28 protein-coding genes and 1 tRNA gene are annotated in these 22069 nt (G+C 61.9%); 19 read left to right on the top strand and 10 right to left on the bottom strand.

Translation table 11 applies throughout. The annotated features are described in order from the left end of the window. Positions 1–14: 14 nt before the first annotated feature. On the top strand, positions 15–482 hold the full coding sequence (locus tag DLM_RS08790) for a phospholipase D family protein (RefSeq protein ID WP_197715541.1): 468 nt from the start codon (positions 15–17) through the stop codon (positions 480–482). Here DLM_RS08790 and DLM_RS08785 read toward each other — a convergent pair. After that, on the bottom strand, positions 479–1066 hold the full coding sequence (locus tag DLM_RS08785) for a cysteine hydrolase family protein (protein WP_089083429.1): 588 nt from the start codon (positions 1064–1066) through the stop codon (positions 479–481). The two genes, DLM_RS08790 and DLM_RS08785, sit on opposite strands and share 4 nt — an antisense overlap. Before the next feature lie 136 nt (positions 1067–1202). Beyond that, positions 1203–1406: a cold-shock protein gene (locus DLM_RS08780; RefSeq protein ID WP_089083430.1), complete on the bottom strand. Its 204-nt coding sequence runs from the start codon at positions 1404–1406 to the stop codon at positions 1203–1205. Positions 1407–1786: 380 nt separating this feature from the next. Here DLM_RS08780 and DLM_RS08775 point away from each other — a divergent pair, with 380 nt between their 5' ends. The 3 genes from DLM_RS08775 to DLM_RS08765 all read left to right on the top strand — a co-directional run bounded on the left by DLM_RS08775 (position 1787) and on the right by DLM_RS08765 (position 3106). Then, positions 1787–2455: a glutathione S-transferase gene (locus tag DLM_RS08775; protein ID WP_089083431.1), complete on the top strand. Its 669-nt coding sequence runs from the start codon at positions 1787–1789 to the stop codon at positions 2453–2455. 80 nt (positions 2456–2535) lie between these two features. Further along, positions 2536–2621: transfer RNA gene (locus DLM_RS08770), tRNA-Tyr, on the top strand. 80 nt (positions 2622–2701) lie between these two features. Further along, positions 2702–3106, top strand: a complete 405-nt coding sequence (locus DLM_RS08765) for a hypothetical protein (RefSeq protein ID WP_089083432.1) — start codon at positions 2702–2704, stop codon at positions 3104–3106. Positions 3107–3121: 15 nt separating this feature from the next. On the opposite strand, the gene DLM_RS08760 is transcribed toward DLM_RS08765, so the two are convergent. Continuing rightward, a complete protein-coding gene (locus DLM_RS08760) occupies positions 3122–3850 on the bottom strand; it encodes a substrate-binding periplasmic protein (RefSeq protein WP_167467073.1) in 729 nt (242 codons plus the stop codon). A 100-nt stretch (positions 3851–3950) separates the two neighbouring features. On the opposite strand from DLM_RS08760, the gene DLM_RS08755 reads away from it, so the two are divergent. Beyond that, positions 3951–4454: a prolyl-tRNA synthetase associated domain-containing protein gene (locus tag DLM_RS08755; protein ID WP_089083434.1), complete on the top strand. Its 504-nt coding sequence runs from the start codon at positions 3951–3953 to the stop codon at positions 4452–4454. A 102-nt stretch (positions 4455–4556) separates the two neighbouring features. Here DLM_RS08755 and lipA read toward each other — a convergent pair whose 3' ends face one another. The 4 genes from lipA to DLM_RS08735 all read right to left on the bottom strand — a co-directional run bounded on the left by lipA (position 4557) and on the right by DLM_RS08735 (position 7662). Next, positions 4557–5504: a lipoyl synthase gene (gene lipA / locus DLM_RS08750; RefSeq protein WP_089083435.1), complete on the bottom strand. Its 948-nt coding sequence runs from the start codon at positions 5502–5504 to the stop codon at positions 4557–4559. Continuing rightward, entirely contained in the window at positions 5501–6124 is a 624-nt protein-coding gene (lipB, locus tag DLM_RS08745) for a lipoyl(octanoyl) transferase LipB (protein WP_045844836.1), read from the bottom strand. The genes lipA and lipB overlap by 4 nt, the downstream gene beginning before the upstream one ends. A 20-nt stretch (positions 6125–6144) precedes the next feature. Then, positions 6145–6423, bottom strand: a complete 279-nt coding sequence (locus tag DLM_RS08740) for a YbeD family protein (protein WP_059286389.1) — start codon at positions 6421–6423, stop codon at positions 6145–6147. Between the two features lie 93 nt (positions 6424–6516). Continuing rightward, on the bottom strand, positions 6517–7662 hold the full coding sequence (locus tag DLM_RS08735; RefSeq protein WP_089083436.1) for a D-alanyl-D-alanine carboxypeptidase family protein: 1146 nt from the start codon (positions 7660–7662) through the stop codon (positions 6517–6519). Positions 7663–7885: 223 nt separating this feature from the next. Between DLM_RS08735 and ilvA the strand changes: the two genes are divergently transcribed. The 4 genes from ilvA (at position 7886) to DLM_RS08715 (ending at position 11021) form a co-directional block, all read left to right on the top strand. Beyond that, complete coding sequence (gene ilvA / locus DLM_RS08730) at positions 7886–9415, top strand: threonine ammonia-lyase, biosynthetic (RefSeq protein ID WP_089083437.1); 1530 nt, start codon at positions 7886–7888, stop codon at positions 9413–9415. Between the two features lie 56 nt (positions 9416–9471). Continuing rightward, entirely contained in the window at positions 9472–10119 is a 648-nt protein-coding gene (locus DLM_RS08725) for an HAD family hydrolase (RefSeq protein WP_089083438.1), read from the top strand. A 184-nt stretch (positions 10120–10303) separates the two neighbouring features. After that, positions 10304–10543, top strand: coding sequence for a hypothetical protein (locus DLM_RS08720; RefSeq protein ID WP_145985811.1), 240 nt, complete (start codon positions 10304–10306; stop codon positions 10541–10543). 19 nt (positions 10544–10562) lie between these two features. Continuing rightward, a complete protein-coding gene (locus tag DLM_RS08715; RefSeq protein ID WP_089083440.1) occupies positions 10563–11021 on the top strand; it encodes a hypothetical protein in 459 nt (152 codons plus the stop codon). 100 nt (positions 11022–11121) lie between these two features. Here the strand turns inward: DLM_RS08715 and DLM_RS08710 are convergent, their stop codons facing one another. The 3 genes from DLM_RS08710 to DLM_RS08700 all read right to left on the bottom strand — a co-directional run bounded on the left by DLM_RS08710 (position 11122) and on the right by DLM_RS08700 (position 12905). Beyond that, positions 11122–11388, bottom strand: coding sequence for a hypothetical protein (locus DLM_RS08710; protein ID WP_089083441.1), 267 nt, complete (start codon positions 11386–11388; stop codon positions 11122–11124). Between the two features lie 98 nt (positions 11389–11486). Continuing rightward, positions 11487–12320 (bottom strand): EAL domain-containing protein, encoded by an 834-nt coding sequence (locus DLM_RS08705; protein WP_197715540.1) that lies wholly within the window; start codon positions 12318–12320, stop codon positions 11487–11489. A 63-nt stretch (positions 12321–12383) separates the two neighbouring features. Then, positions 12384–12905, bottom strand: a complete 522-nt coding sequence (locus tag DLM_RS08700) for a hypothetical protein (RefSeq protein ID WP_089083442.1) — start codon at positions 12903–12905, stop codon at positions 12384–12386. A gap of 664 nt (positions 12906–13569) precedes the next feature. Between DLM_RS08700 and DLM_RS08695 the strand changes: the two genes are divergently transcribed. The 10 genes from DLM_RS08695 to mdcH all read left to right on the top strand — a co-directional run bounded on the left by DLM_RS08695 (position 13570) and on the right by mdcH (position 22063). Further along, positions 13570–14517, top strand: a complete 948-nt coding sequence (locus tag DLM_RS08695; protein WP_089083443.1) for a LysR family transcriptional regulator — start codon at positions 13570–13572, stop codon at positions 14515–14517. A gap of 81 nt (positions 14518–14598) precedes the next feature. Beyond that, on the top strand, positions 14599–16260 hold the full coding sequence (gene mdcA, locus DLM_RS08690; protein WP_089083444.1) for a malonate decarboxylase subunit alpha: 1662 nt from the start codon (positions 14599–14601) through the stop codon (positions 16258–16260). Then, positions 16260–17117, top strand: a complete 858-nt coding sequence (locus tag DLM_RS08685) for a triphosphoribosyl-dephospho-CoA synthase (protein WP_089083445.1) — start codon at positions 16260–16262, stop codon at positions 17115–17117. Before mdcA ends, DLM_RS08685 begins: the two co-directional genes overlap by 1 nt. Before the next feature lie 23 nt (positions 17118–17140). After that, positions 17141–17437, top strand: coding sequence for a malonate decarboxylase subunit delta (locus DLM_RS08680; protein ID WP_089083446.1), 297 nt, complete (start codon positions 17141–17143; stop codon positions 17435–17437). Next, a complete protein-coding gene (locus DLM_RS08675; protein WP_089083447.1) occupies positions 17434–18297 on the top strand; it encodes a biotin-independent malonate decarboxylase subunit beta in 864 nt (287 codons plus the stop codon). The genes DLM_RS08680 and DLM_RS08675 overlap by 4 nt, the downstream gene beginning before the upstream one ends. Further along, the gene (gene mdcE / locus DLM_RS08670) at positions 18294–19121 is read left to right on the top strand and encodes a biotin-independent malonate decarboxylase subunit gamma (protein ID WP_089083448.1); all 828 of its coding nucleotides are present in this window, start codon (positions 18294–18296) and stop codon (positions 19119–19121) included. The genes DLM_RS08675 and mdcE overlap by 4 nt, the downstream gene beginning before the upstream one ends. 78 nt (positions 19122–19199) lie before the next feature. Further along, on the top strand, positions 19200–19601 hold the full coding sequence (madL, locus tag DLM_RS08665; protein WP_089083449.1) for a malonate transporter subunit MadL: 402 nt from the start codon (positions 19200–19202) through the stop codon (positions 19599–19601). Positions 19602–19616: 15 nt separating this feature from the next. Further along, a complete protein-coding gene (madM, locus tag DLM_RS08660; RefSeq protein WP_231960136.1) occupies positions 19617–20378 on the top strand; it encodes a malonate transporter subunit MadM in 762 nt (253 codons plus the stop codon). Between the two features lie 84 nt (positions 20379–20462). Then, positions 20463–21128 carry a malonate decarboxylase holo-ACP synthase gene (locus DLM_RS08655; RefSeq protein ID WP_197715539.1) on the top strand — a complete coding sequence of 222 codons (666 nt, stop codon included), beginning with the start codon at positions 20463–20465 and terminating at the stop codon, positions 21126–21128. Then, positions 21125–22063, top strand: a complete 939-nt coding sequence (gene mdcH / locus DLM_RS08650; RefSeq protein ID WP_089083451.1) for a malonate decarboxylase subunit epsilon — start codon at positions 21125–21127, stop codon at positions 22061–22063. The genes DLM_RS08655 and mdcH overlap by 4 nt, the downstream gene beginning before the upstream one ends. Positions 22064–22069: the final 6 nt, after the last annotated feature.

Genomic DNA, 22069 nt, shown 5'->3' with positions numbered 1-22069 from the left:
CCGCCCCAACGGCAATGCGCAGTGAAGTCGCCTTTGCCCCCGACCCCGCAGCACTACAACTGGTGCTCAAGGGCATTGGTAGTGCGCGGCAATCCATTCATATGGCCGCGTATGTGTTCACCAGCAAGCCGGTGGCCCTGGCGTTGCTGGATGCCCGCCAGCGCGGTGTGGAAATTGCCGTGGTGGCCGATCGCAAGGAAAGCACCGCCAGCTACAGTGCCACACGTTTTCTGGCCAGCAAGGGCCTGGCGGTAAGATTGAATGGCCGCTACACCATCCTGCACCACAAATTCATGATCATCGATCAGTTGCACGTACAGACCGGCAGTTTCAATTACACCGCGGCAGCCGCCAGCAAAAATGCGGAAAACGTATTGATCATCTGGAATGCGGCAGATCTGGCCGCGCGCTACGAAGCGCAATGGCAGCAGCTATGGCAGGAGGCAGCGCCACTGGAGGACGGCGCTAGCGCAGCACGCTAGCCAGCGGCCATCCTTGCGGCGCGCATGATGTCATCCGATTGACATACCCGGCAATATTCTCCGTCCAGATTGGCCAGCGACATGGCATGCACTTCATCGGCGGTGCGCCAGCACCCGGCCCAGTCTCGCCGGGCAAAGGTAAAGCAGCCATCGGCCACCAGGTAAACCGTATAGCCCAGGTTGCCGGCCATGCGCACAGTAGCCTCTACCGAATTACTGGTGGCTACCCCGACCACCACCAGGGTGGTGCAGTCGATGGCGGCAAGCCTTGCCTGCAAATCGGTACCGATGAAGGCCGAATTGGTCTGCTTGGGCAGCAGCCACTCGTCCGGTTGCGGCAAGGCTTGCGGCTTGAAATCATGCCCCGGCTGCCCTGGGCGATAGGTAGAGCCTGCTTGCTGCGAGTCATGCCTGACATGGCAGATTGGCCTGTGTTGGCTGCGCCAGCATGCCAGCAGCCGTGCCACCACCTGCTCGGCCTGCGGATTGTTGCGCTCGCCCCAGCACGGATCATCCACCGCACGCTGCAAATCCACCAGCAACAGCACGGCATTGCCAGGCAGGGAAAGAGGTAAAGCCGTCATGCAGCCCCCTGCTAAAGTTGATGCCACAGCATAACAGCACCTGGCATGAAAAACCCCCGCCGGACCAAAGTCGGGCGGGGGTTAGTTCAGGACCGCAGCCCGCCTTACGGCGGAGATGCGGTCTGTATTCTGAGGCTTACAGCGGCTGAACGTTGGTAGCAGCCGGGCCTTTTTGGCCGGCAGCCTTAACGTAGCTTACCTTCTGGCCGTCTTGCAGCGACTTGAAGCCGTCTACCTTGATTTCGGAGAAGTGTACGAACAGGTCGTCGCCGCCTGCATCCGGAGTGATAAAGCCAAAGCCTTTGGCGTCATTGAAGAATTTTACGGTGCCGGTTTCCATGATATATCCCTGACATAAAACAAATTAAAAACAGAGCAAATGCTCACAAACAAGACATTCAAGGGATAGACATTTGAACAATTAGGCACTCTTTGGGGAGGGACACACACTGTAACGAAATAGGCACAACTCTTGAAATCCTGCCCGACCTTTATACGCACCTGCCGCCCATTGGTCAAACATTATCTGCCAAATCTGCAAAATAAATTCTCTCAATAGCAAAAGCATTTCCCACTCGGGCCAATATCACTGGCTGTCAGCAAGTAACACGACTTGCGCCTGCTTTCAGCGGCACGCGCATGGCAGAACGCATGAAAATGCTTCTGCTTTGGGCCGCGGCTCTCTATCATCCTCACATCACCCCTCCTTGCAAGGCAGCCATGATTACCCTGCACCATCTGAACAACTCACGCTCGCAACGCATCATCTGGTTACTGGAAGAGCTGCAGCTTCCTTATACGATTACCCGCTATCAGCGCGATGACAAAACCATGCTGGCTCCCGCCGCCCTCAAAACCATCCACCCACTGGGCAAAGCACCGGTGATTAGCGATGGCGATGTCGTGGTGGCGGAGTCCGGCGCCATCATCGAATACCTTGTCGACAAGCCGGGTGCTCAATGGCTGAAACCGGCTGCCGACAGCCAGGCCCTGCTGGACTACCGCTATTGGCTGCACTACGCCGAGGGCTCGGCCATGCCACCACTATTGATGAGCCTGGTGTTCTCGCGACTGGACCAGCCGCCCATGCCCGCCCTGTTACGGCCCTTGGCGCGCCTGATTGCCAATGGCGTGCGCAAGAACTACCTGCAGCCGCAACTGGCAATGCATTTCAACCATATAGAAGCACACCTGGCCAAGAATGGCTGGTTTGCCGGCAACTCCTTTAGTGCGGCCGATATCCAGATGAGTTTTCCGCTGGAGGCCGCCAGCGCCCGCGGCCTGGTCACGCAGCAGCACCCGCATATCCGTGCTTTTCTGCAAACCATCCACGCCCGGCCCGCCTATCAGGCCGCACTGCAGCAAGGCGGACCATATGCTTATGCGTAAGCGGCGCAAGACGGCCTGATTTTGCCCTTGCCGGGGCTTGACGAGAAAAAACAGCCTCGCTATCATGCCGATCTCTAAACGGAGGGGTTACCCCAGCGGTCAACGGGTCCGGACTGTAAATCCGGCGGCTCAGCCTTCGAAGGTTCGAATCCTTCTCCCTCCACCAGCATTGCGAAAAAGGCCCGGCATCATGCTCGGGCCTTTTTCATGCCGTCAGCAGCGGCATCACCCGCAGGAGACCGCGCCATGGCCAGCAAAAACACCAAAGCCAACAAGCCCAAGCCAGCCCAGCCGTCACGACTGGCCGAGCAAAAACGGTTTCAACGCACCGAAGACGCTTGCCGCCGCATCATGGACCTGCTGTTTGCCATGCAACGCGCCGAACGCTTTGCCGAAGGCGAACTGGCTGGCAAATACGCCATCATGGCCGGCATCCACTACCGCAAGATCCGCCATGGCAAGGTAATGAGTGCGGCAGACTTCAATGCCGCCGTGGAAGTCTGCACCGCCGCCCGGCGCTGCCTGCAACAACTGGATGCCAGCTTGCAGTTTGACCAACTGCCGGACAGTGCCGGCCTGCAGCAAATACTGCCGCTGATTGATGGCGTACTGGCCGATTACCAGCAACTCAAATCCGGCAAGCCAAGCTGAGTCACACCACCGTATTCAGTGCAACTGCCGCTCCAGCAACATCCGCTGCCCGCCCCGCATCTGCAGCGCCTGCAAGCCGCGATCCAGCCGCCGACGCAGCCCCTGCGCATCGGCATACTGCTTTGACACCATGAATGCCAGACTGACCGGCGGGCGTCCTGGCAAGGGCTGCATCTTGAGCGGCGGCAGCTCCTCCGGGCGCAACACTCCCTGTTTCAACAAGCCCTGCCATACCTCCCGAAACTCGACAAAGCCCCGGCAGCGGCCTGCCCTTAGCTTGCGCAACATATCCGGATAAGTGGACGAGCCACGATCAAGCGCATCGGCTGACACGCCGAAAGCCTGATAATTAAAGCCATTCAGTCCGCACCAAGGCAAAGGCTTTGCCCCCACCTGCGCAAACTGCAGGGTGAGGCTGACTGGATGCAGCTGCAAATAAGACCGGGTAAACAGGAAATGACGTTCGCGCTCGGGCGAACGGCTGGCCGCCATTACAATCTGCACCTGACGTCCTTGCTCGGCCAGTGCCAGGCAACGGGCAAATGGCATCAGCCGCACTTGCACCGCAGACTTGCCACCCAGCACCGCATGCAATACATCCGGCGAATAGCCCTGCACATCGGCAGCCGCCGCCATGCGGTATGAAGATGGCGGCCACTGGTTATCCCCGCCGCAAGCCACCACAGTGCCCTGGGCCGGCGACACGAACAGCAGGCAGGGCCAGGCACAGCGGATGTGCTGCATGATTATTGCGACTGCACGTTTCATCCTGCGGCTCACACCTCTTCTAGCGGACAGGCTGGCAAGATACCATTAACACAACTGTGATTTCGAGCCGAAAACCATGACAAGCCCGCAGGATTTGCTGCAGCAACTGGATGCACAAGACATCCACTATCAGCGCTTTGATCACCCTGCCGTGTTTACCTGCGCCGAAGCCAGCATGCTGGCACCGCTGCCTGTTGGCCTGCCCAGCAAGAACCTGTTTCTCAAGGCTGGCAAAACCGGGCGCTACCTGCTGCTGTGCCTGCCCGCCAGCGCCAGGCTGGACCTCAAAGCCCTGGGCGAATTGCTGGCCATCAAGAACCTCGGCTTTGCCTCGGCCGAGCGACTGCTGGCCGCCCTGGGCCTGACACCGGGCGCCGTCAGCCTGCTGGCCGTCATCAACGACCGCGCCGGGCTGGTGGACGTGATTATTGATCAGACCGTCGCGCAGCATGACACCATCCTCTGCCACCCGCTGGTCAATACCAGCACGCTGGCCATCAACACCGGCGATTTGCTGCGTTTTCTCGATAGCTGCCACCACCCGGCCCGAGTGATGCCGCTACCCTGCCTGCCGAGCTGAAGCACCCATGCCGGGCAGCCATGAAAAAAGGCTGCCGGCACCACCGACAGAAGGTCGGCAGCACAGGCAGCCCGGCTGAGCGCATGCGGCGCGGTTGATTGCTTACACGCCAGCCTCGTGGGCCTGTACATCGGCATGGTAGCTGGAGCGCACCATGGCACCGACTGCCGCGTGGGCAAAGCCCATTTCATAGGCTTTTTCTTCAAACATCTTGAAGGTGTCGGGGTGGACATAGCGCAATACCGGCAAGTGTCCGTCGGACGGTTGCAGGTACTGGCCGATGGTCAGCATATCCACATTGTGGGCGCGCAGATCGCGCATCACTTCGAGGATTTCCTCGTCGGTTTCGCCCAGACCCACCATCAGGCCGGACTTGGTGCGCACTGCCGGGTTCTTGGCCTTGTAGTCCTTGAGCAATTGCAAGGAATGCGCATAGTCGGCACCGGGGCGGGCCTGCTTGTACAGACGCGGCACGGTTTCCAGATTGTGATTCATCACATCCGGCGGGGTGGTGGTGAGAATGTCCACCGCGATGTCCAGCCGGCCACGGAAGTCCGGCACCAGGGTTTCGATCTGGGTGCCGGGCGAGGCGGCACGCACCGCGCTGATGCAGTCGGCAAAGTGCTGGGCACCGCCGTCACGCAGATCGTCACGGTCTACCGAAGTCACCACCACGTACTTCAGGCGCATGGCGGCCACGCTCTCGGCCAGGTGCTTGGGCTCGTTTTCGTCCAGCGGATTGGGACGGCCATGACCCACGTCACAGAAGGGGCAGCGACGGGTGCAGATATCACCCATGATCATGAAAGTGGCCGTACCCTTGCTGAAGCACTCGCCGATATTCGGGCAGGTGGCTTCTTCGCACACGGTATGCAGTTTCTGGTCGCGCAGAATCTGCTTGATCTCATGAAAACGCTGGCCGGTGGGCAGCTTGGCGCGAATCCATTCCGGCTTTTTCAGCTTTTCATCCAGCGGCACGATCTTGATGGGAATGCGTGCGGTTTTGGCGGCGCCTTTATGCTTGACCCCTGCCTCGTTGTCCAACTTCATGCTGTCTCCTTCACCACGGTCAGGTGTTTTTCCAACTGGGGCAGCAGCAGCTCGGCCACTTGCGCCAGGGTTTTATCCACCCCCAAATCCTTCATTTGCGTCACCCGCAGGCCTTCATAGCCACAGGGATTGATCCAGCCAAACGGCGTGAGGTCCATGTCCACATTCAGTGACAGGCCGTGATACACCGCTCCGTTCTTGATGCGCAGGCCCAGCGAGGCAATCTTGGCACCGTCCACATACACGCCCGGCGCGTTGACATCGCCATTGGCGGTAATGCCCTGCCCGGCCAGCATGTCGATCACCGACTGCTCGATGCGGCGCACCAGTTCGCGCACACCGATATGCATGCGCTTGAAATCAATCAGCAGATACACCACCAACTGGCCGGGGCCATGATAGGTGACCTGACCGCCGCGGTCGGTTTTCACCACCGGGATGTCGGTCAGGCGCAGCAGGTGTTCCGGCTTGCCGGCCAGACCCTGGGTGTATACCGGATGGTGCTCCACCACCCACAGCTCATCCGGCGTTTCGGCCGTGCGGGTATCGGTAAAGGCCTGCATGGCCCGCCAGGTGGGTTCGTAGTCCACCAGGCCCAAATGCTTGATCAGACGCTGCACGCGCTTGGCTCCACGTTGGTTTAAAGCACCATCTTGACCATGGGGTGGCCAGTGAGCGACAGATAGATATTATCCAGCTGCTGGCGCGAGGTGGCATTCACGGTAATGGTGAGCGCGTAGAAACGTCCACCCGAGCTTTCGCGCAGGGTGACATCATGCTCGGCCAGGTCCGGCGCATGTACACGCACCACTTCGGTCATGGTGAGGACAAATTCGTCATGACGCTCGCCCATCACCTTCAGGGGGAAGCGACAGGGAAACTCAATGATTTCCTGTTTTTCAGTGCTGTTTTCAGCCATGTTCAACTCGATTCTGCAAAGGCAAAAGGCCCGCATCACCCGATGCAGGCCATTGCCGTCCCCCATCTGGCGGGGCGTCAATCAAAAGCCGGTTTACTTCCAGCCCAGCATCAGCTTGATGCTGTCCCACAGGCGGCTGAAGAAACCACCCTCTTCCACGGCTTGCAAGGCCACCACCGGACGCTCCAGCAGCGGCTTGCCATCCAGGCTCACCACCAGCTTGCCTACCGTCTGACCGGCCTTGATCGGGGCGATCAGCGGCTGCATGGTGGACAGGTCGGCCTTCAGCTGCGCGGCCTGGCCCTTGGCCACGGTGGCATAGACATCCTGGCTAAAGCCCACCGGTACTGCTTTGGCGGCACCTTTGTAGACCGGCACTTCGGAAACCGGCTTGGCTGCGGAGTAAAGTTTGGGCGTATCGAAAAACTGCAAGCCGTAATTCAGCAGTTTGGCACTTTCCACTGCACGCGCTTCCGGACTGGCCGTGCCCACCACCACCGAAATCACCCGGCGGCCATCACGATGGCTGGAGGTGATCATATTGTAGCCGGCGGTATCGGTGTAACCGGTTTTCATGCCATCGACGTTGGGATCCCGGTACAACAGCAGGTTGCGGTTGGGCTGGGTAATCTTGTTATAGGTGAAGGACTTGATGGAGTAAGTGGGGTAGAACTCCGGGAAGTCTCGGATCAAGGCTGCGGACAGGATGGCCAGATCATGCACCGTGGTGTAGTGGTCGGCATGCGGTAGGCCGGTGGCATTGCGGAACTGGGTGTTCTTCATGCCCAGTTTCTGCGCCTGTTGAGTCATCACCTGCGCAAACACGTCTTCACTGCCGGCAATGGCTTCGGCCAGGGTGACGCAGGCATCGTTGCCGGACTGCACGATCATGCCCTTGATCAGGTCATCCACCTTCACCGGCACTTTCGGGTCAAGGAACATGCGCGAACCGTCGGTTTTCCAGCCACGACTGGACACGGTCAGCATCTGGTCCAGCGACAGGCGCTTTTCCTTGATGGCCTTGAAGGTGAGATAGGCGGTCATCAGCTTGGTCAGCGAGGCCGGCTCTACGCGGGCGTCAGGGTCCTGGGCAGCCAGCACCTGGCCACTATTGAAATCGACAAGATAAAACGCCTTGCCGGCGATTTCCGGTACCGGCGGAACAAAAGCAGCAGCGGAGGCAGCAACAGGCATGGCCAGGCTGGCGGCCAGCAGAATTCGGGTGATGGTGGTTTTCATTAGGATCAACAACGGGTGAGGGGTACACACAATAGCCGCTGATTATACACGTCCACGCTGCTGCGTTGACCGTAAATGGCCGGTTTTTGGCGTAATCTGCGGCTGGTGACAGCGCGATTGCGGCAATGCAGCATGAAAATGGCAACACGGCTTCCCGGCGGCTTGGAGTTCCTGCTACTCTGACAGTTCAATAAGAAAGCACGACAAGGACATCGGCATCACCATGCAAGACAAGCAAGACTATCTGGAGCGCATCCTCACCTCCCGCGTCTATGACGTCGCAGTGGAAACCCCGCTGGAAACCGCCAACAACCTCAGCCGCCGCACTGGCAACACCATTTTGCTGAAGCGCGAAGACCTGCAACCGGTGTTCTCGTTCAAGCTGCGTGGCGCCTACAACAAGATGGCCAAGCTGACCCCGGCGCAACTGGCCAATGGCGTGATTACCGCCAGCGCCGGCAACCACGCGCAGGGCGTGGCTCTGTCGGCCAAGAAGATTGGCTGTGAAGCCATCATCGTGATGCCGGTGACTACCCCGCAGGTGAAGATTGACGGTGTCACCAGCCGTGGCGGCAAGGTAGTGCTGCACGGCGAATCGTTCAGCGATGCTTACCAGCACGCCATGACCCTGGTGGCCGAAACCGGCAAAACCTATATCCCGCCGTTTGACGACCCGGACGTGATTGCCGGCCAGGGCACCATCGGCATGGAAATCCTGCGTCAGCACCCCGGCCATATCGATGCCGTGTTTGTCGCCATTGGCGGCGGCGGTCTGGCTGCAGGCGTGGCCAGCTTCATCAAGCGCCTGAAACCGGAAATCAAGATCATCGGCGTGCAGCCGGTGGATTCGGACGCGATGAAGCAGTCCATCGAAAAAGGCGAACGCGTAGAACTGAAAGATGTGGGCCTGTTTGCCGATGGCGTGGCTGTGAAGCTGGTGGGAGAGGAAACCTTCCGCATCTGCCGCGAGCTGCTGGACGAAATCATGCTGGTGGATTCGGACGCCATGTGCGCCGCCATCAAGGACATTTTCGAAGACACCCGCTCCATCGTGGAGCCGGCCGGCGCACTGGCCGTGGCCGCCGCCAAGGCCTATATCGAGCGCGAAGGCTGTACCGGCCAGACGCTGGTGGCCATCAACTGTGGCGCCAACATGAACTTCGACCGCCTGCGTCACGTCTCGGAACGCTCCGAGCTGGGCGAACGCCGCGAAGCCATCATCGCCGTCACCATTCCGGAAAAACCGGGCAGCTTCAAGCAGTTCTGTTCGGTGATCGGCAACCGCAACATCACCGAATTCAACTACCGCTTTGCCGACCCCGGCACCGCCCATGTGTTTGTCGGGGTGCAGATCAGCGGCAAGCAGGATTCGGAACGCATCATTGCCGAACTGAAAGCCAACGGTCTGGAAGGGCTGGATCTGACCGACAACGAGCTAGCCAAGCTGCACATCCGCCATCTGGTGGGCGGCCATGCCCCGCAACTGAAGGACGAGCGCGTGCTGCGCTTTGAATTCCCCGAGCGTCCGGGCGCGCTGATGCGCTTCCTGGAAGGCATGCAGACCAACTGGAACATCAGCCTGTTCCACTACCGTAACCACGGTGCCGATTATGGCCGCGTGCTGGTAGGCATTCAGGTGCCCTCCAGCGATAATGCCGAGTTCCAGCGCTTTCTGGATGGCCTGGCCTACCCCTATGTGGAAGAAACGGACAATCCGGCCTACAAGCTGTTCCTGGGCAAGACCATCCGCTAAACTCTGCTGGCCAGCCAACACGGCTGGCCGCAGAACTTCCCGCACAGGCATCCGACATGATCAAAGCAGTACTGTTCGACCTCGACGGCACCCTGGCCGATACCGCACGCGACCTGGGGGCAGCCCTCAACCGTCTGCTGGCCGAAGAAGGCCTGCCGCCGCAGCCCTACTCCGCCATCCGCCCGATTGCCAGCCACGGCGCACGCGGGCTGGTGAGCCTGGGCTTTGGCATTGATCGTGAGCATCCACGGTTCGAAGAATACCGCCTGCGCTTTCTTGATCATTACGAACACAGCTTTGCCGATGAAACCGTGCTGTTCGACGGCATCAACAGCATGCTGGACGGCATTACGGCCAAGGGCCTCACCTGGGGCATCATCACCAACAAGCCGATGCGCTTTACCGACCGGCTGGTGCCGGCGCTGCCCTTTAGCAGCCGCCCGGCCGTCACCGTCAGCGGCGACACGGTAGGCGTACCCAAGCCGGACCCTGCTCCCATGCTGCATGCGGCCAGCCAGATCAGCATCGCACCGCAGCACTGCCTGTATGTGGGCGATGCCGAGCGCGACATCCAGGCCGGCCGCGTGGTGGGCATGAAAACCGTACTGGCCAACTGGGGCTATATCTCGGCGCAGGATCAGCCGGAGCAATGGGGTGCCGACATCAGCATCAACCATCCGCTGGAATTGCTTAAGCATCTGTAAACCAGCAGCAGCCAAGCGCCGCAACCCGCATGCCGCCACCGGCCAATGCGGGTTTTCTTTTGCGTGATTAAACACCAATAAGAAACAATATCTTGAAGATATTGGTCTATTTCACCAGTCGGGTAATCAATACACTGTATCCATCTGCTGGCAATCACAGCATAAACCGACAAGGATGCAGACCATGAAACACCTCGCCCTCACCCTGCTGGCCATAAGCTTCAGCACTGCCGCACTGGCCGCCCACCACAGCAACTACCCCAGCGCCAGCGACATCAGCGCCTGGCAGGCGGAACAAGCGGCCATCAAGGCAGCCGATGCCCGCCTCCCCGCCGAACGGCAGGCCGAAATCGCCCGCGACAATGCCGCCTGGCAGGCTGCGCTGCTGCAGAAAAACCAGCACAACGCCGGCATCAATCACTGACACCACGAGGTCACACCGCATGAGCCCTCTTCATCTGCATATCGGTGCCGCACACACCAGCCTGGCACCGGCACACCCGGCACCGCAGCCAAGCAGCATGCCGGTAGGCTGGCAATCGGCACTGGCCGCCACTCCACAGCGCCTCCCCAGTGCGGCAGCGCTGGAGCTGGCCATCATGCAGGTGGAAGATGCCATCAGCGCCAGTTGGCCGCAGCGGCTGACGCTGGATGCGGTCAGCAGCAGCGACCCAGCCATTTGCCAGATGGCTGCGCTGTGCGGACTGCCACCGCAGCCAGGCAGCCGGCTGCAACGGCATAGCGTGGAAAGCCTGTTTTCACGCCTGGCCAATGCGGTGGAAGGCGGCTCGGCAGCCGGGGTGCCGGACAATGCCGAATTCATCGGCAGCCTGCTGATCCTGCGTGAGCTACTGCATCACCTGGATATCGCCGCCATTACGCTGGCCGATCCGGCATCTTGAATGTCGCCCGGACCAAGCGTGCAGTACAAAAAAACCGCCGCCAGGGAAACCTGGCGGCGGTGGTATGCCAAGCCGGCTGTAGCTACAGCCGGCAGCGGACTCAGAAGGGATAAACCACTTCTGCCGGCTTGAACTCGCAAGGCTTGTCGGACGGAGCCGCATCGTGCATTTCGGCCTTGCTGTCGGAAATCTTGGTCCACGAACCACCCAGGCTACAGGCAAAATCCTGGCCCAGTTCCAGTTCACCAAACGTCGATGGCAGTACCGGCTCTTCACAGTGCGGGCACAGATTGCCATCCGGCCCCGTCAGTTGGGCCCGGCTGGATACCTTGTCACACCAGCAACATTTGATTTGATCTTCAGTCATCTTTACTTCCCGTTACCATGGCTTGTCATGTCGAAATGACGCGAGTGGAGCGGGATTATACTCGGCTTGAGCCAAACCGACGAATGCCATGTACGGCATCAGGCGGCGTGCGTGTCCTTGCGGGGTGAAAACAGCACCACCGCGGGGCGGGCATAATAGAAGCCCTGCAATAGCGCCGCACCGGACTCCACCACCAGTTGGTGCTGGGCCTCGGTTTCCACCCCCTCGCACACCACTTGGGCACCCAGTGCGCCAATCATGCCGATCAAGCCGGGCAATACCGTACGCGCCCGCGGGTTCACCATGGACTGTGTCAACAGGCTGCGATCAAGCTTCACCAGGTCAGGCGTCAACTGCCACAGCCGGTCAAAATTGGAATGGCCGGCACCAAAATCGTCGATGGCAATGCGAAAGCCCTTGCGTTTGTAGCTGTTGATGGCCGCATCCAGCAAGACGAGGTCGTCTATTTCCGATTCAACGATTTCCAGCACCACCTGCTCCGGCCGCAAGCCGCAATAACTCAACAGGGTTTCGAAGGTGGTGCCGTGCTTGCCGCTGGCAATGCTGAGCAAATGCCGCCCATGCACATTCAGGAACAGCAACTCACCCGCCTCGGCCTGACTGGAAAAATTCAGCGCATGCACCACCCGGCTCAGGCGGTCCAGGTACACCAGTTCCTCGGCACAACTGGCGCGGGCAAAAAACCGGTCGATGGCCATGGGCTGACCATCACGATCGATCACCCGCAGCAGGGCCTCATGGGCAAACGGCTGGCGGGTTTGCGCATGCATGATGGGCTGGAAGGCACTGTACAAGCGCAAACCGCCATACATGGCGAAAGTGCCATGATCGGAAAAATTGAGCGTGGGCCTGTGCTGGGCAACCCCCGCCGGCCATTGATTGAAATAGCCCAGCAAACGGTTCAACTGCATGCATGTCCTATCTTGATTGAGCAGTTTGACGGCTACACCGGCGCACGCTGGCCTGGCCGTGCTTCAGGCGGCGTTCAGCCGGTGCAGGATGCTTTCGTCATCGGCACTGGCAACATATGTGGCAAAGCCATGGCGGGCATAGCTTTCGCGCACCGCCTGCAGGCGGGCAGGCTGCCTGGCGTATTCCGCCGGCAGCAAAAAACCGATTTGCTGTTCCGGCATGGCCAGTTGATCGACAATCTGGCGAAACACCCGCCCGTGATCCTGGCTTACCCGCTCCAGCAAGGCCACGGAAACCGGCAATAACAAGGCTTCGCCCTGATGGGGACCTTGCAGGAAATTGAGCAGATGCAGGCAACGGATGAAACGGTCCAGCACCACCGGTGTTTCACTCACTCCGGTCAGACGCGACAACACCTCGCCGCCAATCGGCTCGCCACCCGGTGCCACGGCATGCAGGCTGGCCAGCACACCAAGGCGCTGCCCGGCGTCATCGCTGACCGGTGCAAAGCGGCTGGCAAGCCTTACCTTGAGGAACTCCCCCACCACTTCTCCATCGGCGGTATTCCACAGCGGAAATTCCATGAAGTAAGCAGGATGGACCGTATGCAGAAAACGTGTGAGCAATGGATTCATCAGCGGCCCGACCGGTAACAGGCATTAAATCGAAAGAATGAGTCAATAACTGCCTGCACTCTAGCCCCATCTGTCAGCAAAGAAAAATCATCAATCTTCAATTTGGTATGCATTTATCTGCTATCGACTGCACAAATCCGTCGCAAGACTGCTCTCACCTGCACATCGACATACCGCTATTGATATGGCACAAACTCTGTACAAGTCGGGCTGGACGCCGCATTACTGCTCCCCGGATACTGCTGGCGTTAATCCTCCTCCATCCCTATGGAACTTGTGCCCACCCCTTGCCGGGTGGGCAATTTTTATTCCACCGCCCCTTGCGCGCTCCGCCCTCAGTTGCGCGGCTTAAGCGGCTCCGGTAAAAATCCGCCAGCATCTGCGCAGACCGGCATACCGAGCGCCGGTCTGACTTCCGGTTTCTGCTTGCGCAGCGGTGGCAAACGCCAGCCATGTGAACCCGCAGCAATAAGCGGCAGAAATCGGCCACGCCCAGTCATCCCGACTTGCGTTTATCATGTGCAGCACGCCGTTTTGTTGCACAAGCCGGCGCAACAGCCCCGGAGGCACAGCCATCCGGACCACCAGCAGCCACACCTGGCAAGGCAAAGCGATGATCAGTGAAGAAATCACCCTGCGCAAACTGCAGACCCTGGCGGCCTTTGTCGCCACCGGCAGCCTGTCGCGTACCGCCGAACGCATGCAGATGAGTACGGTGAGCGTACACCGCGCCCTGCATTCGCTGGAGGACGCCATGCGCTGCGCGCTGTTTCGCCACGAGGGCCGTCGGCTGATCGCCCTGCCCGCCGCCCTGGCGCTGGCCGAAGCAGCCGAGGACGCCGAGCGGACATTGGAGAGCGGCATCAGCAAAGCGCGGGAAAAAGCCGGTTTTGGCGCGGCACAGTTGAAAATCGGCGCCATGTATTCGCTGACGGTGGAGCTGATTCCGCGGCTGGTGATGGGGGTGAAGCTGCGCCGCCCGGAACTGGCCATCGAATTGCAATTGGGCTCCAACGCCCAGTTGCTGGACAAGCTGCAAACCCAGACGGTGGACGCCTTGCTGATGTCGCTGCCGGACGAAGGCAGCCCGCCGGGCTTGCTGGCGGTACCGCTGTTTGAAGACCAGCTTTATCTTGCCTCCTCCCTGAACAGCCCGGCACCTGCCAGTACCACGGCAGACCTGGCCGACTACCGCGACGAAAAATTCGTCGCCCTCAGTGACGGTTTTGCCACCAGCCGCGACTTCCAGCGCCTGTTCAGCAGCGCCGGCTATCAGCCGGATGTGGTGATGCGGGTGGATGATATTTTCTCGCTGATGAACCTGGTGGCCGCCGGAGTGGGCCTCAGCCTGCTGCCCGGCCGGGTCAGTTCGCTGTTTGCCGGGCGCATCCGCTTTACTCCGCTGGCCCAAGAGTGGCGCAGCACACAACGTATCGGCCTGTTGCTGCAGGAATGCCGCGAGCGCGACCCAAACCTGCTGGCCTTGCTGGCCGAAGCCCGCATGCTGGGCCAGCAGATGTCAGCCAGCGGCATTGCCGCCAAACCATTAGCCTCAGGCTAACAATTCGACAGCCAGCTTGATTGATGGCCAGCGTGCCAGCGCCTACCTTGCAGACATTCTCATCTGCGATATGGAGCAAGCATGCTGGCAGCCTCAACTCCCTCCCCGGTCTGGAATCGCCGCCGAGCCGAAAAGCGCCGCCGGATCGAGCTGGCCGGCCATCTGGCGGATGGCCGCATCCTGCCCACCAGCCAACTGACCGCCGCGCTGGAAATCCTGATCGCCCCCGGCGACCGGGTGGTGCTGGAAGGCAATAACCAGAAACAGGCCGACTTCCTGTCGCGCAGCCTGGCCCGCGCCAATCCGTCCCGCCTGCATGATCTGCACATGATCATCCCCAGCGTGGGCCGTCCCGAGCATCTGGACATTTTCGAAAGCGGCATTGCCCGCAAACTGGATTTCTCCTTCTCCGGCCCGCAAAGCCTGCGCATCGGCCAGCTATTGCAGGATGGCTGTCTGGAGATCGGTGCCATCCACACCTATGTCGAGTTGTATGCCCGGCTGTTTGTCGACCTCACTCCCAATGTCGCGCTGGTGGCCGCCTATCAGGCCGACCGCCACGGCAATCTCTACACCGGCCCCAGTACCGAGGACACCCCGGCGCTGGTGGAGGCTACCGCTTTTCGTGACGGTATTGTCATTGCCCAGGTGAATGAAATTGTCGACGACCCGTCCGGACTCACCCGTGTGGACATACCGGCCGACTGGGTGGATTTCGTGGTGCTGGCCGACCGCCCCTTCTTTATCGAACCGCTGTTCACCCGCGACCCACGCCTGATCAAGCCGGTACATGTGCTGATGGCGATGATGGCGATTCGCGGCATTTATGAGCGGCATCAGGTGCAGTCGCTCAACCACGGCCTGGGCTTTAATACCGCCGCCATCGAATTGCTGCTGCCCACCTATGGCGAGCAACTGGGATTGAAGGGCAAAATCTGCCGCCACTGGACGCTGAACCCGCACCCGACACTGATTCCGGCTATCGAAAGCGGCTGGGTGGACAGCGTACACTGCTTTGGCGGCGAACTGGGCATGGAAGCCTATGTGGCAGCCCGCCCCGATGTGTTTTTCACCGGGCGCGACGGTTCGCTGCGTTCCAACCGCGCCTTCTGCCAGATGGCCGGGCAATACGCGGTGGACATGTTCATCGGCTCCACCCTGCAAATGGATGGCGACGGCCACTCCTCCACCGTCACCCATGGCCGGCTGTCCGGCTTTGGCGGCGCCCCCAATATGGGCCACGACCCGCATGGCCGACGCCATGCCAGCCCGGCCTGGCTGGACCTGATCCAGACCGACAACCTGCTGGCGCGCGGCCGCAAGCTGGTGGTGCAGATGGTGGAAACCTTCCAGGGCAACGGCCAGCCCACCATCGTGGAAAGCCTGGACGCGGTGGAAGTGGCCCGCAGCAGCGGCATGCCGCTGGCACCGGTGATGATTTACGGCGATGACGTCAGCCATGTGCTGACCGAAGAAGGCATTGCCTACCTGTACAAGGCGCAATCGCTGGAACAGCGCCGGCAGATGATTGCCGCCGTGGCCGGCATCACCCCCATCGGCCTGCGCCACGACCCGGCCAGCACCGCCGCCCTGCGCAGCGCCGGGCTGGTGGCCCTGCCGGAAGACCTGGGCATACGCCGCAGCGATGCCAGCCGCTCGCTGCTGGCCGCCAAGAGCATGGCCGAACTGGTGAGCTGGTCGGACGGGCTGTATCAGCCGCCGGCCCGCTTCAGGAGCTGGTAATGCAGCCCGCCCTCGCCCCCGATCAGGCCGGACAACTGGCCAGCCAACTGGCGGCCCTGGCCTGCCAGTGCCTGCTGGACGAAGCCCGGCTGGCACCCAAACCCGGACTGGTGGACAGCCGTGGCAGCGGCGCACACCAGGACCTGACGCTGGCACTGATGTGCCGCTCGGCCCGTGCCTTGCAACTGGCCTTCCTCGCCATGGCCCGCGCCGCCTGGCAGCAGCAGGCATCAACCACGCTGCGCGAACAGCTAGGCAGCCTGGGCCGGGCTGGTGAACAAGCCATGCTGCAGGCCAGTGGCGGCGTCAACACCCATCGCGGTGCCATCTGGGCCATCGGCCTGCTGGTGGCCGCTGCCGCCATGGACAGCAGCCAGTTGCAGGCATCTGCCGTCTGCCAGCGGGCCGCCGCACTGGCACAACTGCCCGACCGCCTGCTACCGGCACAGCCACGCAAGGGCGAACTGGCCTGCCAGCGCTATGGCGTGGGTGGTGCCCGCGGCGAAGCGCAGCAGGGCTTTCCGCACATCACCCGCCTGGCCCTGCCAGCGTTGCAAGCCAGCCGCGCACGTGGCGACGGCGAGGTCAATGCCCGGCTCAATGCCTTGCTGGCCATCATGAGCCGGCTGGACGACACCTGCCTGCTGTCACGCGGCGGTATGCCGGGGCTGACCCTGGTGCAAAGCGGCGCACAGGCGGTGCTGGCCGCCGGCGGGGTGGCCACGCTGCCCGGCCGCCGCCAGCTCTACCAACTGGAACAAGACATGCTGGCGCAACGCCTGTCACCGGGCGGTGCCGCCGACCTGCTGGCCGCCACCCTGCTGCTGGACCGGCTGCCAGGCATGGCAGGCAACTGATAAGCAAAAAGCGAGGAGCAATCATGGAAAAACTACATCTGGAATACCCGGCCGCTGCCCCGGCCACACGGCGTGTGCTGGTGGGCGTGGTGGCCTCCGGCGATCTGGAAGTGCTGATCACGCCGGCTGACGCAGGGCGCTGCCACATCGTGATACACAGTTCTGCCGATGGCAGCGCCACCCGCTGGCGCGCCCAGCTCGACCGCCTGTTTGCCGACGGCAAGGCTGCCGCCATGCGGATGGAAATCAATGATTTTGCTGCCACGCCGGGCGTGATCAGCCTGCGCCTGGCCCAGGCACTGGAGGAACTGTCCGCATGAGCCATCAACAAGATATCTCCCGTCTGCTGCAAGGCCACAGCTTTATCGAGCTGAGCGCCCGCGAACGCGCCCACAGCCTGCTGGACCCAGGCAGCAGCCGTGAGCTGGCCGGGCCGTTCGAACGGCTGTATTCACCCTGGCTTGGTACGCAGGGCATTGTGGCGCAGGCCGACGACGGCGTGGTCATCTGCAAGGGCCTGCTCGATGGCCAACCCGCGGTGATTGCCGCCATCGAAGGTGGTTTTCAGGGCGGCAGCCTGGGCGAAGTGGGCGGAGCCAAGCTGGCCTGCGCGCTGGAACTGGCGGCAGCAGACAATCGCCAGGGCATCCCCACCCGTGCCGTGATTCTGTTTGAAACCGGCGGCGTGCGCCTGCAGGAAGCCAATCTGGGCCTGGCCGCCATTGCCGAAATCCATGCCGCCATTGCCGACCTCAGCCGTTATCAGCCGGTGATCGGCATCATTGCCGGCACCGTGGGCTGTTTTGGCGGCATGTCGATTGCCGCCGGCATGTGCAGTTATCTGATTGTCACCCGCGAAGCCAGGCTGGGGTTGAACGGCCCGCAGGTGATCGAACAGGAAGCCGGGGTGGCGGAATACGACTCGCGCGACCGGCCCTTCATCTGGAGCCTGACCGGCGGCGAACAGCGCCATGCCTGCGGACTGGCCGATGCCCTGCTGGAAGACGACAGCACGCTGATCCGGCAGCAACTGCTGCACTTCATTGCTAGCGGCCTGCCCGCCACGCCGCGCCATCGGCGCAGCCAGCATTACCTGCAGCGGCTGCTGGCCATGGACAGCAGTGTCCAGGCCGATGCCGCCTCCGCCCGTCAACTTTTCCAGTCAGGAGCAAAACCATGAGCCAGTCCACCATCAGCCAGCGCGGCCGCGACTGGTTTCACGCCCTGTGTGGTCAAATCCCGCTGCAGCAAGGTTTGCCGCCATCCCTGCTGGTGGCCGATGGCGAACTTGCCGGGCAGCCCGCACGTTATGTGGCCGTGGTAGCCGACCCGCACAACCCGTTTGAACGTGCCCGCCACGGCGAAGTGGGACTGCTGGAAGGCTGGGCACTGGCCGCCACCATTGACGCCGTGGTGGATGCCGACCAGCAGCAAGCTGACAAGCGCGCCATCGTCGCCATTATCGATGTCCCCAGCCAGGCCTATGGCCGGCGCGAAGAAGCCTACGGCATCCACCAGGCACTGGCTGCCGCCGCCGCTGCCTATGCCCGCGCCCGGCTGGCCGGTCACCCGGTGATCGGGCTGATTGTCGGCAAGGCCATGTCCGGCGCATTTCTGGCCCACGGCTATCAGGCCAACCGCCTGCTGGCACTGGACGACGCCGGGGTGATGGTACACGCCATGGGCAAGCAGGCCGCCGCCCGCATCACCCTGCGCACGGTGGAAGAGCTGGAAAAGCTGGCCGCCAGCATTGCCCCCATGGCCTATGACATCGCCAGCTATGCCAGCCTGGGCCTGCTGTGGCGTCTGCTGCAGGCCGCGCAGCCAGACCAGCCAACCCCGGCCGATGTACAACTGGTGCGCGCCGCACTGGCTGAGGCCTTGCACGACATCCAGGCCGAGCCGCAACCCGACCTGCGCCAGCGCCTGCACGGCGAACACCGCCAGGCCACGCGCCAGGTGCGCGCGCTATTGCAACAACAATGGACACAGAACGGAGGGTAAACAGTAACAATCACGGTGCATGGGCATTACTGCAGTAACAGGTGACAACAATATGACAATACAAAGGAGAGACACACCATGATCATCTACGGAACTGCCTTGCTGGCAGCCTGCCACTTGCTGGGCCTGTTTCTGGGCGACCTGCTGGGCAGCCTGATCGGCGTCAAATCGAATGTCGGCGGCGTGGGCATTGCCATGTTGCTGCTGATTTTCGCCCGGCTCTACCTGCACAAGCGCGGCTGGCTGCCTGCGGAAACCGAACAGGGCGTCGCCTTCTGGGGTGCCATGTACATTCCGGTGGTGGTGGCGATGGCGGCCACCCAGAACGTGGTTGCCGCCTTGCGTGGCGGCCCGGTTGCCGTGCTGGGCGCACTGGGCGCGGTGCTGGTATGCGGCTCGGTCATCGCCCTGCTCAATCGCGGCAGCAGCCAGCACGTCTGGCAGCCGGAAGCCGAAACCCCGCAAGACCCACTGGCCTGATACAGGAGCAACATCATGCAAATGCTGGAAAAAGTATTGGCGCACAACGGGCTGGTAACGGCCTTCCTGCTGGTGGGCAGCATCACCTGGCTGTCGGCGCGGCTGTCACGCCGCTTGACGCTGGGCCGGGTACACGGCTCGGCCATTGCCATCCTGATCGGCCTGGGGCTGGCCTATTACGGCGGCGTGCTCACCGGAAAACAAAGCGGGCTGGCGGACATTTCGCTGTTTTCCGGCATCGGGCTGATGGGTGGTGCCATGCTGCGCGACTTCGCCATCGTGGCCACCGCCTTTGAAGTACAGGTGACCGAAGCACGCAAGGCAGGGGTGATCGGTGCCTGCTCGCTGCTGCTGGGGACGGTGCTGCCCTTTATCGTCGGAGCCAGCATTGCCCATGCCTTTGGCTACCGCGACGTGGTCAGCATGACCACCATCGGTGCCGGAGCCATCACCTATATTGTCGGCCCGGTCACCGGGGCGGCGTTGGGTGCCAGCTCGGACGTGATGGCGCTCAGCATTGCCACCGGCCTGCTCAAGGCCATCATGGTGATGGTGGGTACGCCGTTTGCCGCAGGTTTCCTCGGCCTGAACAATCCGCGCTCGGCCATGGTGTTCGGCGGGTTGGCCGGCACGGTCAGCGGTGTTTCGGCGGGCCTGGCCGCCACCGACCGCCGACTGGTGCCGTATGGCGCGCTGGTGGCCACCTTCCATACCGGCCTTGGCTGCCTGCTGGGGCCATCAGTACTCTACCTGGCCACCAAGGCCATCATGGCCTGATACCAACCTCCTCTTTACTTCAGCCGAAGTAAAGATTTGTCGCGGCAGCGCTGGTCGCTGCCGTCTTTTTTTCAGGAGTGAGGGATGATGCCTGCTTGTTTGCCACACGATTTGCTGTGGCTGTCCGACGCTGCGGCGCTGGTGGCAGATGCCGGGCTGCCGGACTGGCTGCTATGGCACTGGCACCCCGGTCTGCCGGTGGTAGTGCGCCGCGCCAGCGCCCGGCCCGGCTGGATTGCCGTCGGCGTGCGCGGCCTGCAGCGCTGGCAACGCGCTGCCTTGTGGGCCGACAGCCAGCATATTGCCCGTCGGCTAAGCCCGGAGCAGTTGGCGGCACAGCAAGGCTGGCGGCATCATCCGCGCCTGGCTGTACTGCCCGCCTTACAGGCCCTGCAACAGGCAGCAGCCGCCTTGCAAGGCTGCGGCCTGGTCTGGGGCATTACCGGCAGTGCCGGTTTCGAACTGGCCACTGGCCAACCCGTCCTCAGTAACAGCAGCGATCTGGACCTGCTGCTGCGCTGCCCGCAGCCGCCCGACCCTGCTCAATTGCAAACCCTGGCTGCTGCGCTGGCGGACTTGCCGTGCCGGGTGGATGTCCAGTTACAAACGCCTGCTGGCGGGGTGGCGCTGGCCGAATACCTGCGTGGTGGCCGCTTGCTACTGAAAACCGATAGCGGACCACTGCTGCTGGATCAAGCACAAACAGCATGGACTGCCAGCAGGCACAGTCAGACGGAGCAATGCACATGAGCGTGTTATTCGTGTTTCCCGGCCAGGGCAGCCAACCCCCCGGCATGTTGCACCAGCTACCGCCACATGCCGCCTGCCGGGCGGTACTGGCCGAGGCTGAAGCCGTGCTGGGCCGCTCGCCGCTACTGCTGGATTCCGCCGCTGCGCTGCAATCCACGGTGGCGGTGCAGTTGTGCCTGCTGCTTGCCGGCGTGGCCTCCGCCCGCCTGCTGCAAGCAGAAGGCATCCAGCCGCAGTTGGTGGCTGGCTTGTCCATCGGTGCCTTCCCGGCTGCCGTCCTCGCCGGGGTGCTGGATTTCCACCACGCGGTGCAATTGGTTCAATTGCGCGGCCAGTTGATGGAACAGGCCTATCCGCAGGGCTATGGCATGTGCGCCATTACCGGGCTGGCGCTACCACAGTTGCAAGGCTTACTGGCCGCAGCCCAGGCCGAAGGGCAACAGGTGTATCTGGCCAATATCAATGCCGAGCAGCAACTGGTGGTGGCCGGGACAGATGCCGCGCTGCAAGCCATTGCGCAGGCCGCCTTGCAGGCAGGTGCCGCCCGCTGTCGTCGGCTGGCCATCAGCGTGCCTTCGCATTGCAGCCTGCTGCAGCCAGCCGCCAGCAAGCTGCAACAGGCAATGCGTGACACGCCGCTACACGCCCCGACCTGTCTCTACATGAGCGCCAATGCGGCACGGGTGTTGCGCCAGCCGGAGCAGATCCGCGACGACCTGGCCAATAATATGGCCCGGCTGGTGCATTGGCATGACACCGCCCGGCTGGCCTGGGAGCGCGGTGCGCGGCTGGCGGTGGAAATGCTGCCGGGCAGCACGCTCAGCCGCCTGCTCAAACCGGTGTTCGCCCAGGGCGTGGTGATGACGCTGGCACAGGACAGGCTGGACAGCCTGCAATACACCGCCCGGCGCATGGAACAGGACAGCCAGTACTGAAGTTGG

It is taken from the genome of Aquitalea magnusonii, assembly GCF_002217795.2.
GTDB classification, from domain to species: Bacteria; Pseudomonadota; Gammaproteobacteria; order Burkholderiales; family Chromobacteriaceae; genus Aquitalea; species Aquitalea magnusonii_B.
This window is presented reverse-complemented; position numbering and strand designations above follow the sequence as displayed.

Coding starts and splice junctions, on each gene's coding strand:
- DLM_RS08780 (WP_089083430.1), bottom strand. CDS start 1,406: ATGGAAACCGGCACCGTAAAATTCTTCAATGACGCCAAAGGCTTTGGC.
- madL (WP_089083449.1), top strand. CDS start 19,200: ATGATCATCTACGGAACTGCCTTGCTGGCAGCCTGCCACTTGCTGGGC.
- DLM_RS08655 (WP_197715539.1), top strand. CDS start 20,463: ATGATGCCTGCTTGTTTGCCACACGATTTGCTGTGGCTGTCCGACGCT.
- lipA (WP_089083435.1), bottom strand. CDS start 5,504: ATGAAGTTGGACAACGAGGCAGGGGTCAAGCATAAAGGCGCCGCCAAA.
- DLM_RS08720 (WP_145985811.1), top strand. CDS start 10,304: ATGAAACACCTCGCCCTCACCCTGCTGGCCATAAGCTTCAGCACTGCC.
- DLM_RS08705 (WP_197715540.1), bottom strand. CDS start 12,320: ATGCAGTTGAACCGTTTGCTGGGCTATTTCAATCAATGGCCGGCGGGG.
- DLM_RS08765 (WP_089083432.1), top strand. CDS start 2,702: ATGGCCAGCAAAAACACCAAAGCCAACAAGCCCAAGCCAGCCCAGCCG.
- madM (WP_231960136.1), top strand. CDS start 19,617: ATGCAAATGCTGGAAAAAGTATTGGCGCACAACGGGCTGGTAACGGCC.
- DLM_RS08755 (WP_089083434.1), top strand. CDS start 3,951: ATGACAAGCCCGCAGGATTTGCTGCAGCAACTGGATGCACAAGACATC.
- DLM_RS08710 (WP_089083441.1), bottom strand. CDS start 11,388: ATGACTGAAGATCAAATCAAATGTTGCTGGTGTGACAAGGTATCCAGC.
- DLM_RS08760 (WP_167467073.1), bottom strand. CDS start 3,850: ATGCAGCACATCCGCTGTGCCTGGCCCTGCCTGCTGTTCGTGTCGCCG.
- DLM_RS08775 (WP_089083431.1), top strand. CDS start 1,787: ATGATTACCCTGCACCATCTGAACAACTCACGCTCGCAACGCATCATC.
- DLM_RS08725 (WP_089083438.1), top strand. CDS start 9,472: ATGATCAAAGCAGTACTGTTCGACCTCGACGGCACCCTGGCCGATACC.
- DLM_RS08695 (WP_089083443.1), top strand. CDS start 13,570: ATGATCAGTGAAGAAATCACCCTGCGCAAACTGCAGACCCTGGCGGCC.
- DLM_RS08675 (WP_089083447.1), top strand. CDS start 17,434: ATGAGCCATCAACAAGATATCTCCCGTCTGCTGCAAGGCCACAGCTTT.
- ilvA (WP_089083437.1), top strand. CDS start 7,886: ATGCAAGACAAGCAAGACTATCTGGAGCGCATCCTCACCTCCCGCGTC.
- DLM_RS08735 (WP_089083436.1), bottom strand. CDS start 7,662: ATGAAAACCACCATCACCCGAATTCTGCTGGCCGCCAGCCTGGCCATG.
- mdcE (WP_089083448.1), top strand. CDS start 18,294: ATGAGCCAGTCCACCATCAGCCAGCGCGGCCGCGACTGGTTTCACGCC.
- DLM_RS08685 (WP_089083445.1), top strand. CDS start 16,260: ATGCAGCCCGCCCTCGCCCCCGATCAGGCCGGACAACTGGCCAGCCAA.
- DLM_RS08715 (WP_089083440.1), top strand. CDS start 10,563: ATGAGCCCTCTTCATCTGCATATCGGTGCCGCACACACCAGCCTGGCA.
- DLM_RS08700 (WP_089083442.1), bottom strand. CDS start 12,905: ATGGAATTTCCGCTGTGGAATACCGCCGATGGAGAAGTGGTGGGGGAG.
- mdcH (WP_089083451.1), top strand. CDS start 21,125: ATGAGCGTGTTATTCGTGTTTCCCGGCCAGGGCAGCCAACCCCCCGGC.
- DLM_RS08790 (WP_197715541.1), top strand. CDS start 15: ATGCGCAGTGAAGTCGCCTTTGCCCCCGACCCCGCAGCACTACAACTG.
- DLM_RS08680 (WP_089083446.1), top strand. CDS start 17,141: ATGGAAAAACTACATCTGGAATACCCGGCCGCTGCCCCGGCCACACGG.
- mdcA (WP_089083444.1), top strand. CDS start 14,599: ATGCTGGCAGCCTCAACTCCCTCCCCGGTCTGGAATCGCCGCCGAGCC.
- DLM_RS08740 (WP_059286389.1), bottom strand. CDS start 6,423: ATGGCTGAAAACAGCACTGAAAAACAGGAAATCATTGAGTTTCCCTGT.
- DLM_RS08785 (WP_089083429.1), bottom strand. CDS start 1,066: ATGACGGCTTTACCTCTTTCCCTGCCTGGCAATGCCGTGCTGTTGCTG.